General features: G+C 70.2%; 15 protein-coding genes. 12 read left to right on the forward strand and 3 right to left on the reverse strand.

Annotated features, from left to right (window positions below):
• The first annotated feature begins 147 nt into the window (after positions 1–147).
• Complete coding sequence (locus MRBLWH7_RS02795) at positions 148–1,221, forward strand: TerC family protein (RefSeq protein ID WP_341998942.1); 1,074 nt, start codon at positions 148–150, stop codon at positions 1,219–1,221.
• A gap of 70 nt (positions 1,222–1,291) precedes the next feature.
• Here MRBLWH7_RS02795 and MRBLWH7_RS02800 read toward each other — a convergent pair whose 3' ends face one another.
• On the reverse strand, positions 1,292–2,266 hold the full coding sequence (locus MRBLWH7_RS02800) for a YafY family protein (protein WP_341998943.1): 975 nt from the start codon (positions 2,264–2,266) through the stop codon (positions 1,292–1,294).
• A gap of 54 nt (positions 2,267–2,320) precedes the next feature.
• Here MRBLWH7_RS02800 and MRBLWH7_RS02805 point away from each other — a divergent pair, with 54 nt between their 5' ends.
• The 7 genes from MRBLWH7_RS02805 (at position 2,321) to MRBLWH7_RS02835 (ending at position 10,278) form a co-directional block, all read left to right on the forward strand.
• Positions 2,321–3,517 (forward strand): epoxide hydrolase family protein, encoded by a 1,197-nt coding sequence (locus MRBLWH7_RS02805; RefSeq protein ID WP_341998945.1) that lies wholly within the window; start codon positions 2,321–2,323, stop codon positions 3,515–3,517.
• A 323-nt stretch (positions 3,518–3,840) separates the two neighbouring features.
• Entirely contained in the window at positions 3,841–5,313 is a 1,473-nt protein-coding gene (gene leuC / locus MRBLWH7_RS02810) for a 3-isopropylmalate dehydratase large subunit (protein ID WP_341998947.1), read from the forward strand.
• Position 5,314: 1 nt separating this feature from the next.
• A complete protein-coding gene (gene leuD / locus MRBLWH7_RS02815; protein ID WP_341998949.1) occupies positions 5,315–5,911 on the forward strand; it encodes a 3-isopropylmalate dehydratase small subunit in 597 nt (198 codons plus the stop codon).
• Between the two features lie 74 nt (positions 5,912–5,985).
• On the forward strand, positions 5,986–7,368 hold the full coding sequence (gene murA, locus MRBLWH7_RS02820; protein ID WP_341998951.1) for a UDP-N-acetylglucosamine 1-carboxyvinyltransferase: 1,383 nt from the start codon (positions 5,986–5,988) through the stop codon (positions 7,366–7,368).
• A 4-nt stretch (positions 7,369–7,372) separates the two neighbouring features.
• A complete protein-coding gene (locus MRBLWH7_RS02825) occupies positions 7,373–8,137 on the forward strand; it encodes a lysophospholipid acyltransferase family protein (protein WP_341998953.1) in 765 nt (254 codons plus the stop codon).
• Complete coding sequence (locus MRBLWH7_RS02830; protein WP_341998954.1) at positions 8,127–9,263, forward strand: NAD(P)H-dependent glycerol-3-phosphate dehydrogenase; 1,137 nt, start codon at positions 8,127–8,129, stop codon at positions 9,261–9,263. Before MRBLWH7_RS02825 ends, MRBLWH7_RS02830 begins: the two co-directional genes overlap by 11 nt.
• Complete coding sequence (locus tag MRBLWH7_RS02835) at positions 9,163–10,278, forward strand: D-alanine--D-alanine ligase family protein (protein ID WP_341998955.1); 1,116 nt, start codon at positions 9,163–9,165, stop codon at positions 10,276–10,278. Before MRBLWH7_RS02830 ends, MRBLWH7_RS02835 begins: the two co-directional genes overlap by 101 nt.
• Positions 10,279–10,297: 19 nt before the next feature.
• Here the strand turns inward: MRBLWH7_RS02835 and MRBLWH7_RS02840 are convergent, their stop codons facing one another.
• On the reverse strand, positions 10,298–10,795 hold the full coding sequence (locus tag MRBLWH7_RS02840) for a DUF3515 family protein (protein ID WP_341998957.1): 498 nt from the start codon (positions 10,793–10,795) through the stop codon (positions 10,298–10,300).
• A gap of 57 nt (positions 10,796–10,852) precedes the next feature.
• Between MRBLWH7_RS02840 and thiL the strand changes: the two genes are divergently transcribed.
• The gene (gene thiL, locus MRBLWH7_RS02845; protein ID WP_341998959.1) at positions 10,853–11,848 is read left to right on the forward strand and encodes a thiamine-phosphate kinase; all 996 of its coding nucleotides are present in this window, start codon (positions 10,853–10,855) and stop codon (positions 11,846–11,848) included.
• A 34-nt stretch (positions 11,849–11,882) separates the two neighbouring features.
• Entirely contained in the window at positions 11,883–13,253 is a 1,371-nt protein-coding gene (locus MRBLWH7_RS02850; protein ID WP_341998961.1) for a serine hydrolase, read from the forward strand.
• On the opposite strand, the gene rsmD is transcribed toward MRBLWH7_RS02850, so the two are convergent.
• Positions 13,211–13,774, reverse strand: a complete 564-nt coding sequence (rsmD, locus tag MRBLWH7_RS02855) for a 16S rRNA (guanine(966)-N(2))-methyltransferase RsmD (protein ID WP_341998962.1) — start codon at positions 13,772–13,774, stop codon at positions 13,211–13,213. The genes MRBLWH7_RS02850 and rsmD overlap by 43 nt on opposite strands.
• A 91-nt stretch (positions 13,775–13,865) precedes the next feature.
• On the opposite strand from rsmD, the gene MRBLWH7_RS02860 reads away from it, so the two are divergent.
• Both MRBLWH7_RS02860 and MRBLWH7_RS02865 read left to right on the forward strand, forming a co-directional pair.
• Positions 13,866–14,453 (forward strand): hypothetical protein, encoded by a 588-nt coding sequence (locus MRBLWH7_RS02860; RefSeq protein WP_341998965.1) that lies wholly within the window; start codon positions 13,866–13,868, stop codon positions 14,451–14,453.
• A gap of 37 nt (positions 14,454–14,490) precedes the next feature.
• Positions 14,491–16,653 carry an ATP-dependent DNA helicase RecG gene (locus MRBLWH7_RS02865; protein WP_341998967.1) on the forward strand — a complete coding sequence of 721 codons (2,163 nt, stop codon included), beginning with the start codon at positions 14,491–14,493 and terminating at the stop codon, positions 16,651–16,653.
• The last annotated feature ends 4 nt before the right edge of the window (positions 16,654–16,657 follow it).

Here is a 16,657-nt window from a genome sequence, read left to right on the forward strand (position 1 = left end):
GCGAGCGAGAGGGAGTATCCCGATACGCGCATCCGTCATCACGGGTCCCGAGAGAGCGACCCCGGGTGCGCGCCGCCGGTCACGTCGGCGGGGGAGAGACTTTCGGATTCCACCGACCCCTCGTACATCCCCTTCGAAAGGCCCTCCATGGACCTCGAACTCCCGCTCTGGTTCGAAATCGGATCCCTCGTGATCCTCACCCTGATCCTGGTTGCAGATCTGCTTCTCATCCTGAAGCGGCCCCACATCCCGTCGACTCGTGAGTCGACGCTGTGGGTGGTCTTCTATGTGACCCTCGCGCTCATCTTCGCCGGCATCATGTGGATCGTCGCGGGGCCGGAGTATGCCGGCCAGTTCGTGGCCGGCTGGCTCACCGAGTACAGCCTGTCGATCGACAACCTCTTCGTCTTCGTGCTGATCATGGCGCAGTTCGCGGTGCCCCGGCGCTATCAGCAGGAAGTGCTGATGGTGGGGATCATCATCGCCCTCGTGCTGCGCGGCATCTTCATCTTGGTCGGCGCCGCGGTGATCGAGCAGTTCAGCTGGGTGTTCTACATCTTCGGCGCGTTCCTCGTCTGGACCGCGTGGCGCCAGGCCTTCCCCGGCGGCGACCACGACTCCGACGTGAAGCAGGAGAACTTCGTCGTGCGCATGCTGCGACGTACGATCGACATCAGCGACCACTACGACGGCGCGAAGATCCGCACGGTCGTCGACGGCAAGAAGATGTGGACGCCGATGATCATCGTCTTCGCGGCGATCGGCGTCACCGACCTGCTGTTCGCGATCGACTCGATCCCCGCGATCTTCGGCATCACGCAGAGCGCGTTCATCGTCTTCACGGCGAACATCTTCGCCCTCATGGGTCTGCGCCAGCTCTACTTCCTGCTGGGCGACCTTCTCGATCGGCTCCGCTACCTGCATTACGGCATCGCGTTCATCCTCGCGTTCATCGGCCTCAAGCTCGTCTTCCACGCCATGCACGTGAACGAGCTCCCGTTCATCAACAACGGCGAGCCGATCGAATGGGCCCCCGAGATCTCGACGTGGATGTCGCTCGGCGTCATCGTCGTCTCGATGCTCGTCGCGACGGTCGCGAGCCTCGTCGCCTCCGCCCGTGAGAAGAAGGTGCCGAACGCGGATGCTGCGGCCGCCGTCGTCGCAGATGAGAAGGGCACGCCGCCCACGGTCGACCACCCGCACTCGGAGGACGGTCGCTGATCTCGCTCTGCGAGACGTTCCGCCTCGGGCCGCCGACCGTCGTCGGCGGCCCTCGTTCGTACATCTGCGGCTACGGGGAGATCTGTCGATCCGTACTCGCTGTGGCGTATCGCCGGGCGAGCGTCTGAATCGCCTCTGTCAGTTCGGCCGGGCCGTCGACGGTGAAGTCCTCGTCGAGCAGGGCGAGGTACACCGCCACAGTCATGGGGTGGTCGGCGCCGGTGATCAAGACGCAGCGCTTGTCGTCGATCGCCTCGACGAGCCCGACCGAGGGATCGATCTTCTCGGCGACGATGGTCGCTGGCGCGTGTACGAGTACGCGGGCTCTGAACCGCCACCCCGCCGAGGCGACGCCGCGCAGCACGTAGGCCGCGACGTCGTCGGCGGGCAGGCCGCGGGGCTCGAACCGTCGCCCGGTCGGCTGGCGCAAGGCCATGCGGTCGACGCGGAAGCTGCGCCAGTCGTCGCGCTCGAGGTCGAACGCCACGAGGTACCAGCGGCGGCCCCAGCTGACGAGCCGGTACGGCTCGACCCGTCGAAGCGAGGCCTCGCCCTGGAACGGCGTGTACTCGAACCTCAGCCACTCGACGCGCTGCACAGCCCGGGCGATCGTGGCGAGCGTCGGGGACTCGACGCTCGGCCCACGGTCGCGGGTCTGCGGCGCCGTGGCCGCGGCCATCGCGTTCACCTGCTCGGCCAGCTGGCGTGGCAGCACATGCTCAAGCTTCGCGAGAGCCCGCGCCGCGCTCGCGTCGATGTCGGCGACGGCGTTCGAGGTGACCTGGTGCAGCGCGATGGCGACGGCGATGCCCTCGTCGTCGTCGAGCATCAAGGGCGGCAGGTCGGTGGCGCGGTCGAGACGGTAGCCGCCCGCTCGTCCGCTGGTGGCGTCGATGACGTAGCCGAGCTCGCGCAGGCGCCCGATATCCGAGCGAATCGTGCGGGTCGAGACATCCATTCGGCCTGCGAGTTCGGTCGCCGACCAGTCGGGCCGCTGCCGTAACAGCGCGAGCACCTGCAGCACACGTGTCGCGGTCTGTTTCACGGATGCCTCGATTCGCGGAAGTTATTCTTCCGCGTTTATTCCTACCGTAAGGGTATGACGAACAGCGAGCCCATCACCGGCATCCACCAGACGACCTTCCCGACTACCGAGGCGAGCGACGAGCAGGTCAGCCCGTTCGCGTTCTCGATCCCCGCCGCGGATCTGGACGACTTGCACGACCGACTCGCCCGCACGAGGTACACCACCGAGGTTCCGGGCGGCGACCCGGCGTACGGCGCGAGCCTCGCCAAAGTACGCGAGATGGCCGAGTACTGGCGTGACGAGTTCGACTGGCGCGCCGTCGAGGCGCGACTCGCAGCGTTCCCGCAGTTCATGACGACGATCGACGGGCAGCCGATCCACTTCCTGCACGTGCGGTCGGCCGAGCCGCACGCCTTCCCGGTCGTGCTCACGCACGGCTGGCCGGGGTCGTTCGCCGAGTTCACCGACATGATCGGCCCGCTCGTCGACCCGGTCGCGCACGGTGGCCGCGCTGAGGACGCGTTCCACGTGGTGGTGCCGAGCTTCCCGGGGTACGCCTTCAGCGGGCCGGTCACCGAGGCCGGCTGGGGGTCGGCCCGGGTCGCGGCGGCGTGGGACACGCTCATGAAGCGCCTCGGCTACGCGCGGTACGGCGCGCACGGCGGTGACGGCGGATCGTTCGTCGGTCGGGAACTCGGAATCCTCGCGCCCGATGAGCTGGTCGGCACCCACGTGCTGCAGCTGTTCTCGTTTCCGAGCGGCGACCCCGCCGAGTTCGAGCAGCTCGGCCCGAAAGACCTCGAGGCGCTCGAGATCCTGAAGAGCTTCGGCGAGATCTCGGCGTTCGCGTCGCTGCAGTCGACCAGGCCGCAGACGCTCGCGCACGCCCTCGCCGACTCGCCTGTGGGTCAGCTCGCCTGGAACGAGTTGATGGCGACGTTCGACCGGCCGACCGAACTCAGCCGCGACCAGATCCTCACCCACGTCTCGCTGTACTGGTTCACCAAAACCGCTGGTTCGTCGGCGCGTCAGTACAAGGAGGACGCGCGGTTCAACGCCGGCGAGGGCGTCGGCGCGCGCGTCAACCACGCGCCGACCGGGGTCTCGATCTTCAAGAACGACTTCCGGTCCATCCGGGTGTTCGCCGAGCGCGACAACGATCAGATCGTGTTCTGGAAGGAGCACGAAGTCGGCGGTCACTTCGCCGCCATGGAGGTGCCCGAGGTGCTCGTCGGCGATCTGCGCGAGTTCTTCCGCCCCCTGCGGTGACCTGATGTCACGGCACGGCCACACCCTCGAGTGCGGCCGTGCCGTCAGGGTCCGTCGGCAAGCCTCAGCTCCGCCACCCGATGCGACAAGCACGCCGTCATCTACCGCGCCGCCACTAGGAGTCAGCGGCGGCGGAGGGACGGCAGATGACGGCGGCGGCGCGGACCGCCGTTTGCGCGGTGGTAGCCTGGGCGGGTGCGGATCGCTCGCCTTCTCCTTAGCGGCCGCGACGAGTCCTAGTCCCAGGCCTCCCTCGTCGCGGAGTTCGTCGCGGGCCCCACCCCGATGCGGGCGCAGTCCCCCATAGAGGAGAACGACTAGCAATGAGCATGACCGATGCATCCGGCATCCCCGATCGTCCCCGGACCCTCGCCGAGAAGGTGTGGGACGACCATGTCGTCGTCCGCGGCGAGGACGGCCAGCCGGACCTGATCTACATCGACCTGCACCTGGTGCACGAGGTCACGAGCCCTCAGGCCTTCGACGGTCTTCGTGCCGAGGGGCGCCCGGTGCGGCGCCTGGACCTGACGATCGCGACAGAGGACCACAACACTCCGACGCTCGATATCGACAAGCCGATCGCCGATCTCACCAGCCGTACGCAGATCGACACGCTGCGCCGCAACGCTGCGGAGTTCGGTGTGCGCCTGCATTCGCTCGGCGACAAGGAGCAGGGCATCGTCCACGTGGTCGGGCCGCAGCTGGGCCTGACGATGCCCGGCATCACGGTGGTGTGCGGCGACTCGCACACCTCGACGCACGGCGCATTCGGCGCGATGGCCTTCGGTATCGGCACCAGCGAGGTCGAGCACGTGCTCGCCACGCAGACGCTGCCGCTGAAGCCGTTCAAGACGATGGCGATCACGGTCGAGGGCGAGCTGCAGCCCGGCGTCACGGCGAAGGACATCGTGCTGGCGATCATCGCGAAGATCGGTGCGAACGGCGGGCAGGGCTACGTGCTGGAGTTCCGCGGCAGCGCCATCCGGTCGCTGTCGATGGAGGGCCGCATGACGATCTGCAACATGTCGATCGAGGCCGGTGCCCGGGCCGGAATGGTGGCGCCCGACGAGACCACCTTCGCGTACGTCAAGGGCCGCGCCCACGCGCCGACCGGTCAGGACTGGGAGGACGCGGTCGCCTACTGGCGGACGCTGCCCAGCGACGAGGGAGCCGTCTACGACGCCGAGGTGTTCCTCGACGCCGCCGAGCTCGAGCCGTTCGTGACGTGGGGCACCAACCCGGGCCAGGGCGTCTCGCTGAGCGCGTCCGTGCCGTCGCCTGACGACTTCGCCGACCCGAATGAGCGTGCGGCCGCCGAGCGGGCGCTCGAGTACATGGACCTGGTGCCCGGCACCCCGCTGAAGGCGGTGCCGGTCGACGCGGTGTTCATGGGCTCGTGCACGAACAGCCGCATCGAGGACCTCCGGGCGTTCGCCTCGGTCATCGAGGGCCGCACGAAGGCGGACGGCGTGCGCGTCATGGTGGTGCCGGGGTCGGCTCGGGTCCGTCTCGAGGCCGAGGCCGAGGGCCTCGACAAGGTCTTCGAGGAGTTCGGCGCCGAGTGGCGCTTCGCCGGGTGCTCGATGTGCCTGGGCATGAACCCCGATCAGCTCGCACCGGGGGAGCGCTGCGCCTCCACGAGCAACCGCAACTTCGAGGGTCGACAGGGCAAGGGCGGACGCACGCACCTCGTCTCGCCGCTGGTCGCGGCGGCGACCGCCGTCATGGGCCGCCTGGCGAGCCCGGGCGATCTTCCCGCGCCCGTCGCGGCCGCAGCCGAGGGCACGGAGGTCTGACATGGAGAAGTTCACGACGCACACCGGCATCGCCGCGCCGCTGAGGCGCTCGGCCGTCGACACCGACCAGATCATCCCCGCCGTCTACCTGAAGCGGGTCACCAAGACCGGCTTCGAGGACGCCCTGTTCGCCAGCTGGCGGCAGGACCCCGAGTTCGTGCTCAACCAGCCGGCGTACGCGGGTGCCAGCATCCTCGTCGCCGGCCCCGACTTCGGCACCGGCTCGAGCCGTGAGCACGCGGTGTGGGCGCTGCGCGACTTCGGCTTCAAGGTCGTGCTGAGCCCGCGCTTCGCCGACATCTTCCGCGGCAACGCGGGCAAGCAGGGACTGGTCGCCGGTGTGATCTCCGAGGCGGATCTCGAGGCCGCGTGGGCCGCCATCGAGGCGGATCCGGGCGTCTCGATGACGGTCGATCTCGAAGCCCGCACGGCGCGCATCGGCGCGCTGGAGCTGCCTTTCGAGATCGACGATTACACTAGGTGGCGGCTTCTCGAAGGGCTCGACGACATCGGGCTCACACTGCGCGACGCAGACAAGATCGCGCAGTTCGAGGCTCGCCGAGAGGCGTGGCGGCCGCGGACACTTCCCGTTCCGTAAGCCGGGCCGGGCGCCCGAACCCGGGGCACCCGACCGTCGCAAGCCCCCTCTGCACACCAAGTGAGGACCACCGGATGAAGCCGCTCCTGAACGTCGCCGCCGGCGAAAGCACCACTGCCGAAGCGGGAGAGCAGGAACTGACCGGTGAAGTGCTCGCGATCCGGGGTGGTCGCCCGCTGACCGGTCGCGTCGAGGTCAAGGGTGCGAAGAACCTCGTCACCAAGGCGATGGTCGCAGCTCTCCTCGGGGAGACGGCCAGCACGCTGCGCGACGTCCCCGACATCAGCGACGTGCAGGTGGTCCGCTCGCTTCTCGAGGTCCACGGCGTGCACGTGGTGGACGGCGAGGAGGAGGGCACGATCCACCTCGACCCGAGCGGCGCCGTGGCGGCGCACTTCGAGGAGATCGACGCGCACGCCGGGGCATCCCGCATCCCGATCCTGTTCTGCGGCCCGCTGCTGCACCTGCTCGGCGAGGCGCTCATCCCCGACCTGGGCGGCTGCCGCATCGGCGACCGTCCGATCAACTTCCACATGGACGCGCTGCGCGCGTTCGGCGCCGTCGTCGACAAGAGCTACGAGGGCATCCGGATCACCGCCCCCAACGGGCTGCACGGCGCGAACATCGAGCTGCCCTACCCGAGCGTCGGCGCGACCGAGCAGGTGCTGCTCACCGCGGTGCGGGCGAAGGGTGTCACCGAGCTGCGCAACGCCGCCATCGAGCCCGAGATCATGGATCTCATCGCCGTGCTCCAGAAGATGGGCGCGATCATCTCGTACGAGCCGAACCGCGTCATCTTCATCGAGGGCGTCGACTCGCTGCGCGGTTATGACCACCGCGCGATCTTCGATCGCAACGAAGCCGCCTCGTGGGCGTGCGCGGCGCTGGCGACCGACGGCGACATCTTCGTCGGCGGGGCGCGCCAGCAGGAGATGCTGACCTTCCTCAACGTGTTCCGCAAGGCCGGCGGCTGGTTCGACGTCCGCGAGGACGGCATCCAGTTCCGCCGCGGCGGCGCGCTGAAGCCTGTCGTCGTCGAGACCGATGTGCACCCCGGATTCATGACCGACTGGCAGCAGCCGCTCATCGTCGCCCTCACGCAGGCCGAGGGGGAGTCGACGGTGCACGAGACCGTGTATGAGAACCGGCTGGGGTTCACCGAGGCGCTCAACCTCATGGGCGCCGACATCGTCGTGCACAGTGACGGGATCGACGCACCCGGCCGCCGAGTTCCCCGCCGAGCCCTCGAGCAGGCCGCCGTGATCAACGGCCCGACACCGCTCCACGGCGCCGATGTCGTCGTCCCCGACCTGCGCGGCGGGTACAGCTACGTGATCGCGGCGCTGGCAGCCGAGGGGGAGTCGGTCGTCCGCAACGTCGGGATCATCCGTCGCGGCTACGAGAAGTTCTTCGCCAAGCTCGAGCAGCTGGGCGCCGACTTCGACGTCATCGGATAACCCGGTGGCCACCGATCGCCCGCGCGCCTCGGCGGAGAAGACACGACCGAGCGTGTTCTGGCCCCTGGCCGGGCTCCTCGTGCCGCTCCTGAGCCTCCTGTTCAAGCTCGAGATCGAGGACGGCCGCAAGCTGCCTCGCGACGGCGCCTACGTGCTCGCACCGAACCACATGAGCGAGATCGACCCGCTCGTCGTCGCCCTCGCCGTGTGGCGACTCGGCCGCGCACCCCGTTTCATGGCGAAGGAGAGCCTGTTCCGGGTGCCGGTGCTCGGATGGGTGCTGCGCGCCACCGGGATGGTGCCGGTCGCGCGCGCGACGTCGGCCGCCGCGGCTCGCGCCACGCTCGAGGCCTCGCAGACGCTTGTGCAGCACGGGCGCGGTGTGATCGTCTACCCGGAGGGCTCGCTCACCCGCGAGCCCAACCTCTGGCCCATGCGCGGCAAGACCGGCGCGGTCCGTCTTGCGCTGGCGGGCGGCATCCCGGTGATCCCGATGGCCCACTGGGGTTCGCAGCAGGTGCTCCCGCGCTACGGCAAGCTCAAGCTCTGGCCGCTGCGCCGCCGCGTGCGCGTGATCGTGGGCGACCCGGTGGACCTCTCGCCCTTCGTCGGCGGGGCCTCTTCGCAGACGACGCTCATCGAGGCGACGGACGTGGTGATGGCCGACATCTCGGGCCTCCTCTCGGGGCTGCGCGGCGAGCCTGCTCCCGCGCAGCGGTGGAACCCGGCCGATCACGGCCAGAAGGAGACGGGGCGCCTTGAGCCGTAGGCAGGATGCTGCGCGCCCGCGCGTCGCCGTCGTCGGTGCGGGCAGCTGGGGCACGACGTTCGGCAAGATCCTGGCCGACGGCGGCGCCCACGTCACCATGTGGGCGCGCCGCCCAGAGCTCGCGAGCGAGATCCAGGAGGGCAAGCGCAACAGCGAGTACCTCCCTGGGATCAACCTGCCGCGCGACATGCACGCCACGCACCACCTGTCCGAGGCGCTCGAGGGTGCCGAGCAGATCTACCTCTCGATCCCGAGTCAGGCGGTGCGCCAGAACCTCAAGGCGGTGCGCCCGCTGATCTCGCAGAACGACGCTCCCATCGTGTCGCTCATGAAGGGCGTCGAGCGGCGCACGGGCCTGCGCATGAGCCAGGTGATCGAGCAGGAGCTGCACTGCGACCCTGCGCGCATCGCCGTCGCATCCGGCCCGAACCTCGCCCTGGAGATCGCGCGCGAGCAGCCGACTGCCGCCGTCATCTCCTCGACGAGCCAGGAGACGGCCGAGGCCGTCGCCCGCCGCGCGCGCAACACGTACTTCCGCACGTTCGTCAACACCGACGTGATCGGCACGGAGTTCGGGGGCGTGCTCAAGAACCTCATCGCCGTCGCCATCGGCATCGTCGACGGCGTCGGCTACGGCGAGAACACGAAGGCGTCGATCATCACGCGCGGTCTCGTCGAGATGACGGACTTCGCCGTCGCGTTCGGGGCGCAGCACGAGACGCTCCAGGGCCTCGCCGGGCTCGGCGACCTCATCGCGACGTGCCAGTCGCCGCTCAGCCGCAACAACACCGCCGGGCGACTGCTCGGCCAGGGCTATCGCTTCGACGACGTCGTCAAGCAGATGAACCAGACGGCGGAAGGGCTCGCGTCCGTCGCGCCCATCCTGCAGCTGGCGCGGGAGGTGGGCGTGCAGATGCCCATCGTCGAGCAGGTGAAGATGGTGCTCGACGGCACCATGAACCCTCGTGATATCGCGCCGCACCTTACGACCGACGACGACACCCCCCAGGGCGAGAGGACGACGAATGGACAAGCCGGCGGTGGCGGTGCTCTTTGGCGGTCGATCCAGCGAGCACTCGATCAGTTCCGCAACGGCGGGCGGGGTGCTGCGGGCGATCGACCGTGACAGCTACCGCGTGATCCCCGTCGGGATCACGCGCGACGGCGTGTTCGTCCTCGAGGACGACGACCCCGGCAAGTTCGCGCTCGACGCCGAGAGGCTTCCGGAGGTCGCCGACAACGGCACCCGCATCCTGTGGCCCGAAGTCGGCGAGCGCGAGCTCCGCGTGCGCCGCGCCGACGGAACGGTGGACGACCTGGGCACCCTCGACGTCGTACTGCCGATCCTTCACGGGGTGCACGGCGAGGACGGCACGATCCAGGGCTTCTTCGACACGCTCGAGATCCCGTACGCGGGCGGAGGCGTGCTCGATTCCGCGCTGTGCATGGACAAGCACTTCATGAAGATCGTCCTGCAGGCCGCGGGCGCGCCGGTGTCTCCGTGGGTAACGGTGACGCAGGAGCGCTGGGAGCGCGACCCGGAGGGCGTGCGGGCGGCCGCCGCGGCCCTCGGTGAGCCGTCTTTCGTGAAGCCTGCGCGCGCGGGGTCGAGCGTGGGGGTCTCGAAGGTGCACGAGGCCGGTGAGCTCGACGCGGCCCTCGCCCTCGCGTTCGCCGAGGACGACAAGGTGCTCATCGAGTCGGCGATCGTCGGCCGCGAGGTCGAGGTCGCGATCCTCGAAGGACGCGGCGGCGCGGGGCCGCGGGCGTCGCTGCCCGGCGAGATCGTGCTCACGACCCGCGAGTTCTACGACTTCGAGGGCAAGTATCTCGGCGGTGACGGCGCCGAGGTGGTGTGCCCGGCCGACGTGACCGCCGACGAGATCTCGGCGATCCAGGAGCTCGGCATCCGTGCTTTCCAGGCCGTCGACGGCAAGGGACTCGCGCGGGTGGACTTCTTCCTCACCGCCGACGGGCTCTACGTCAACGAGCTCAACACGATGCCGGGGTTCACCCCGATCTCGATGTTCCCGAAGTGCTGGATCGCGTCGGGGCTGTCCTATCCCGAGCTCATCACGGAGCTCATCGAGACCGCGCTCGAGCGCGCCGGCGCGACGGTGGGGATTCAGGCGGCTCGCTGAGCGCCGCCATCCCCGAGGCTCAGGGGGCCGGTGTCGCGTCGCCCCGATCAAGGCACTGGCCGTCGACGGGGAGCACGCTCACGATCGGCGACAGTGCGTCGAGCACGTCGCGGCTCGACACCCCGTCGCCGTTCTCGTCGGCGGTCGTGTCGAGGTAGATCTCCACGGCGGGCGTGCGGCCGAACGTGGTCACGCGGAAGCGCGGTGCGTCGGAGTCGTCGATGATCCAGTCCACGCCCGCCACGTCCTGGCAGGGAAGCGTGGTCGGCCCCGGAGGCTCGACGCCGCACGTCAGCAGCACCTTCGCCGGCTCGCCCCACGCCCCGGTCGCCTGCGCATCGGTCCACCGGCGGGGCTGCCCGCTCACCGTGCCCGGAAGGTTCGAGGTGATCGCCGCGCAGAGCGGGTCGTTCGCGGCCTCCGCCGGGTCGAGGTCGACGGTCGCGGTGCAGCCCGTCAGTCCGACAGCGGCCACCATCGCGAGGCCGAACGCAACCAGGGAGGGGAGAGCACGCACCGTCCCAGGCTAACCCGGCGGCGCGGCCCGGATCGTCCGCACCGGTAGCGTGGACGTGTGGTCGACGAGCGCAGGGATCCGACGGTGGGCGAGCTCAGCGAAGGGCGCATCCTGCGCCGGATCCTGGAGCGTCTCGGCGACTCGAACGCCCTCGTCGGGCCGGGAGACGACGCCGCCGTGATCGCCGCGGCGGACGGCCGCGTCGTCGCGACCGTCGACACGCTCGTCCACGGCCCCGACTTCCGCCTCGCGTGGTCGAGCGCGTTCGACCTCGGCTACAAGGCGGCCGCCGTCAACCTCGCGGACGTGGCGGCCATGGGCGCGACGCCCACGGCACTGCTCGTGGCCCTCGCAATGCCCGATGCGACGCGCCTCTCGTTCGTCACCGGCATCGCCGACGGCCTGCGTGCCGCGTGCCGGGACCTCGCCCCCGGCTGCCGCGTCGAGGGCGGCGATCTCACCGTCTCCGACACGCTCACGATCGCGGTCACCGCGCTCGGGGCTCTCGCGGGGCGTGCGCCGGTGCTGCGCTCAGGCGCGGAACCCGGCGATCTGGTCGCCGTCGCCGGCGAGCTGGGGCGCGCGGCGCGAGGGCTCGGCATCCTCTTCGAACAGTTCACGGATGCCGCGGGCCACCCGATCCCCGTCGACGAGAGTCTCCTCGACCAGGCGCAGCTCACCGACCTCGCGGCTCAGCTGCGTCCGTCACCGCCGGTGTGGCTGGGGCCGGAGGCGGCGGACGCGGGCGCCACCGCGATGATGGACGTCTCGGACGGCCTGGTGCTCGATGCGTCGCGCATGGCGGCAGCATCCGATGTCACGATCGCCCTCGAGTCGGCGTCGCTCGGACCCGATGTCCCCTCGGCCCTGGCGGGCGGCGAGGATCACGCGCTGCTCGCGACCTTCCCGGCGAACCGCCCGCTGCCGCACGGCTTCGTCCGCGTGGGGATGGTGCAGCCGCGCGGCGACCACACGGTGGTCGTCGACGGCCGGCCGCACGACGGCCGCGGCGGCTGGGACCCCTACCGCGACTGGGATGCGGGAACAGGATGACCCGCGGTCGCCGGGCGCCCGCTACGGTGGCACGGTGACCCAGCTGCTGCCTCGCTCGACGCCGGAGCGTCAGTCCGTGCCGTCCGCCGCGATCTCGCGCCTGATCGGCGCGCTCGACCGCATCCCGCACATCCACACGCTGACCGTCGTGCGCCACGGGCACGTCATCGCCGAGTCGACGTGGGCGCCGTACCAGCGGGACCTGCCGACGGCGATGTATTCGGTGAGCAAGAGCTTCACATCGATCGCCGTCGGGCTCGCCGTCCACGAGGGAAGGCTGGGGATCGACGACCGCGTGATCGACCTGATCCCCGCCCTCGCACCCGAGCGGCCGTCCGCCCACTTCGCCAATCTCCGGGTGCGGCATCTGCTCACCATGACGACGGGTCACGAGGCCGAGCCGTCGTTCGACGACCGCGACTGGGCGCGGAGCGCCCTCTCAGCCGAGCTGCGCTACGAGCCGGGCACGCACTGGATGTACAACACCCCGGCGACGCACCTGCTGTCGCAGATCCTTCAGACGGTCACCGGCGAGCGACTTCTCGACTACCTGAAGCCGCGTCTGTTCGATCCGCTCGGCTTTCGCGCACCCGTGTGGCAGCAGAGCCCCACGGGCGTCGACGCCGGCGGCTTCGGCCTCTCCATCCGCCCGGAGGAGCTCGCCGTGTTCGGGCAGCTGCTCCTCCAACGCGGCCTGTGGGAGGGACGTCAGCTCGTACCGGCGGAGTGGATCGACGCGGCGACGAGTCGCCAGGTGGCGAACGACCCCGGCAACGGCGACTGGAACCAGGGCTACGGGTTCCAGTTCTGGCGTTGCCGTCACGGCGCGTACCGCGGTGACGGCGCGTTCGGCCAGTACGTCGTGGTGATCCCCGAATTCGACGCCGTCGTCGCCATCACCGGTGGGCTGCCCGATATGCAGGCACCGCTCGACGCGATCTGGGACGAACTGCTCCCGGCGTTCGGCACGCAGGAGCAGCCGGCCGACCTCGTCGCGACGACGCCGATCCGTGCGGTCGACGGGGAGCGGCGCGACAGCGAGGTCGCCCACGACTACGACGGGCCGCTCCGCCGGCTCCGCGTGAGCGACGGGCTCCTCGAGATCGACGGGTCGGCACTGCCGTGCACGCCCGGGTCGTGGTCGACTGCGACGTTCCCGCCGGATCCTGGGGCGGATCGCTTCTGGTACGGCGACCGGGTCGCGGTGTCGGGCGGCTGGATCGACGAGACCTTCCGGGCCGACGTGCGCCTTCTCGGGGATGCGGCGACGTTCCACCTCGAGCTCGCCGCGTCGGGTCACCTGCGCATCACGCGCGACGTCGGATTCGACGGCACCCAGGTCTGGGAGGGCGATCCCCTGGATCAACCGGCCGTGGTCGCCCACCACATCGCGGTGTCGCCGTAGCGCTTCGAACGCGTGCCGACGAGTCCGTCGGGCAGGCTCGGCTCGGGGGAGCGCGAGGCGCGTTCGATCACGACGTCCGCCCCCGGCGAGAGGACCGGGACGAGCAGCGCGAGCGTCGATGACAGCTCCGTCTCGCCGATGTCGTACGGCGGGTCGAGGAAGACCAGATCGAACGGGCCTCGCGCCGAGCGAAGGAACGTGTCGGAGGACATACGATGCACGCGGATCGCGGCATCCGTCCCCACGGCCTTCGCGACGCGGCCGGCGTTGCGCTGCACGATGGTGGCCGCGCGCGGCGCCTTCTCGACGAGGTCGGCGGACGCCGCACCACGACTCACCGCCTCGAGCCCCAGAGCGCCCGAGCCCGCATAGAGGTCGAGCACGGCGGCGCCGCGCAGCGCATCGGCGGACTCCAGCGCCCCGAAGAGGGACTCGCGTACACGATCGCTCGTGGGGCGGGTGCCGGCGTCCGGCACATCGAGCATGAGCGAGCCCGCTCGCCCGGCGATGATGCGCGTCACCTTCTCACGATAACGGTCCGTCGCAGTGCGGCCCCGCGGAGGGCGCCCCTATGATCACGGGTGGGGGAGCACGGAATCGATGGGGGTCGACATGAATCGCAGTGGCATCAGGGTTTCGTCCGCGGTGACCGCGTTCCTCGCGGCCGGGCTCGTGCTCGCGGGGTGCGCGGGCGGCGGCGGCTCGCCGACGACATCGCCGACGACATCGGCATCGCCTTCGTCGTCGCCGACCGCGTCGCCGACGCCGTCACCGACCGAGTCCGCGTCCGTCACGCTCCCCACGGACTGCAACAATCTGGCGACGCCCGCGACGTGGCAGGCGGCGGTCGGCGACATGACGCTGCAGAGCAACGGCGAGGGCTTCGTGCGGCCGGCTCCCGAGGGCGCCACCCTCGTGCTGGGCTGCGACTGGATCGTCGGCGATGCGACCGGGATGCTTCTGCTCATCAGCACCGCGACACCGGACGCCGTCAGCGCCGCGGTGGCGGACCTCCCCGCGGAGGGATACACGTGCCAGGTGTCGGACGACTTCGGCGCCGACTTCTGCGCGCTTCCCGGGCAGGGGACCGACACCGAGGAGATGATCGTCGCTCGCGACGGGGTGTGGATCTACCTCTCCACGGTGAACCGCAACGGGCGCGCATTCCTCTCAGAGATCGTCTCCTCCATCTTCGCCTGAGCAACGCGACGTCCCCGGTCGCTCTTAGACTCGTGGCGTGGCTGCCTTCACCCTCGACTCGAGCCTCGGTGGCGCGATCGGCGGCAAAACCGCGGCGACGCTGGAGCGCGCCTTCGGCATGAAGACGGTCGGCGATCTCCTCGTCCACTATCCCCGCCGCTACGCCCGGCGCGGAGAGCTGACGCCGATCTCGACGCTGCCGCTGGGCGAGCCGGTGACGATCGTCGCCGAGGTGCGCCGCGTCAGCGAACGACGCATGAAGAACCGGAACGGGTCGCTGCTCGAGGTCGTGATCAGCGACGGCAACGGCGAGATGTCGCTGACCTTCTTCAACCAGTCGTGGCGGGTGCGCGACCTGCAGCCCGGCAGGCAGGGCATCTTCGCGGGCAAGGTGGGCATCTACAAAGGCGCGCAGCAGCTCGCGCACCCCGATTACGAGCTCTTCGAGGACGCCGACACGGCGCGGCTGAAGGTGCAGGCGAACGCCAACCTGCCCATCCCGATCTATCCGGCCACCAGCACGGTCGCCAGCTGGCAGCTGCAGAAGACCGTGGAGCTCGTCCTCGACGGCCTCGGCGAGGTCCCGGAGCCGCTCACCGAGGAGTTGCGCGCGCGGCACGGCCTCATCGACGCCCGCACGGCGATCGAGCACATCCACCGTCCGACCGACTTCGACCAGATCGAGCCCGCACGTGCGACGCTGCGCATGCAGGAGGCGTTCGTCCTCCAGGTGGCTCTTCTGCAGCAGCGCCAGTTCGTCCGCGCCCTGTCGGCGACCAAGCGCACGCCCGGCGCGCTGCTCGAGCGGTTCGACGCGGCCCTGCCGTTCCCGCGGACGCCAGACCAGGTGACCGTCGGCGACGACGTCGCCAGGGATCTGCAGGGTGACTGGCCCATGAACCGCCTCGTCCAGGGCGAGGTCGGCTCGGGCAAGACGCTGGTCGCCCTGCGCGCGATGCTCCAGGTCGCGCAGTCCGGTGGGCAGTCGGCGCTCATCGCGCCCACCGAAGTCCTCGCGGCGCAGCACGTGCGGTCGATTGCACGGATGCTGGGTCCCCAGCTCGCTCCCGAGCTCATGCCGACGCTCCTCACCGGGCAGCTTCCGGCCGCCGACCGCCGGAAGGCGGCGCTCCGGGCCGCGTCGGGGCAGGCGCTCATCGTCGTCGGCACGCACGCGCTCCTGAGCGAGAGCACGACCTTCGCCGACCTCGGCCTCGTCGTGGTCGACGAACAGCACCGCTTCGGCGTCGAGCAGCGCGAGTCGCTGCGCGCCAAGGGATCCTCTCCGCACGCTCTGGTGCTGACCGCGACGCCCATCCCGCGCACGGTCGCGATGACGGTGTTCGGCGACCTCGACGTCTCGACGATCCGCACGATGCCCGCCGGCCGCGCCGGGATCGAGACCTACGTCGCGCCGCTGGCGGAGCGATCGAGCTGGTTCGGGCGCGTGTGGGAGCGCATCGCCGAAGAGGTCGCCCAGGGCCGTCAGGCGTTCGTCGTATGCGCCGCCATCGACGCGGAGAAGCTCACCAAGGACGACACCGCCGACGAGCCGGCCGGCGATACCGGTGGCGAGGCGAGCCGGACCCGCTGGGGCGTCGTGCAGGTCGCCGACCTGCTGTCGAGGCATCCGTCGTTCTCGAACATCCGGGTCGAGATCCTGCACGGCAAGATGCCGTCCGACGAGAAGGACGCTGTCATGCAGGCCTTCGCCCGCGGCGACGTCGACGTGCTCGTGGCGACGACCGTCGTCGAAGTGGGCGTCGACGTGCCGAACGCGTCGACCATGGCGATCCTCGAAGCCGACCGGTTCGGCGTGTCGCAGCTGCACCAGCTGCGCGGACGCGTCGGACGCGGCGGGATCCCCGGGCTGTGCCTCCTTGTGACCGAGGCGCCGCTCGGCACGCCCGCCCGCGAGCGCGTGGACGCCGTGGCCTCCACTCTCGACGGCTTCGCGCTGGCGGAGGTCGACCTCGAACTCCGCGGCGAGGGCGACGTGCTCGGCGACGCGCAGTCCGGGGCGCGGTCGTCGTTGCGGCTGCTGCGGGTCGTGAAGGACGCCGACATCATCTCCGAGGCGCGGGTGGCTGCCGAGCAGGTGCTGGCCGACGACCCTGCGCTGCAGCGGAATCCCGGGCTCACGGCAGCGCTCGAGCGCAACGTCGGGATGGCCGAGCGCGCGGCCCTCGCCAAGAACTGAGGCG

The sequence above is a fragment of the Microbacterium sp. LWH7-1.2 genome (genome assembly GCF_038397755.1).
In the GTDB taxonomy this organism is placed as follows: Bacteria; Actinomycetota; Actinomycetes; order Actinomycetales; family Microbacteriaceae; genus Microbacterium.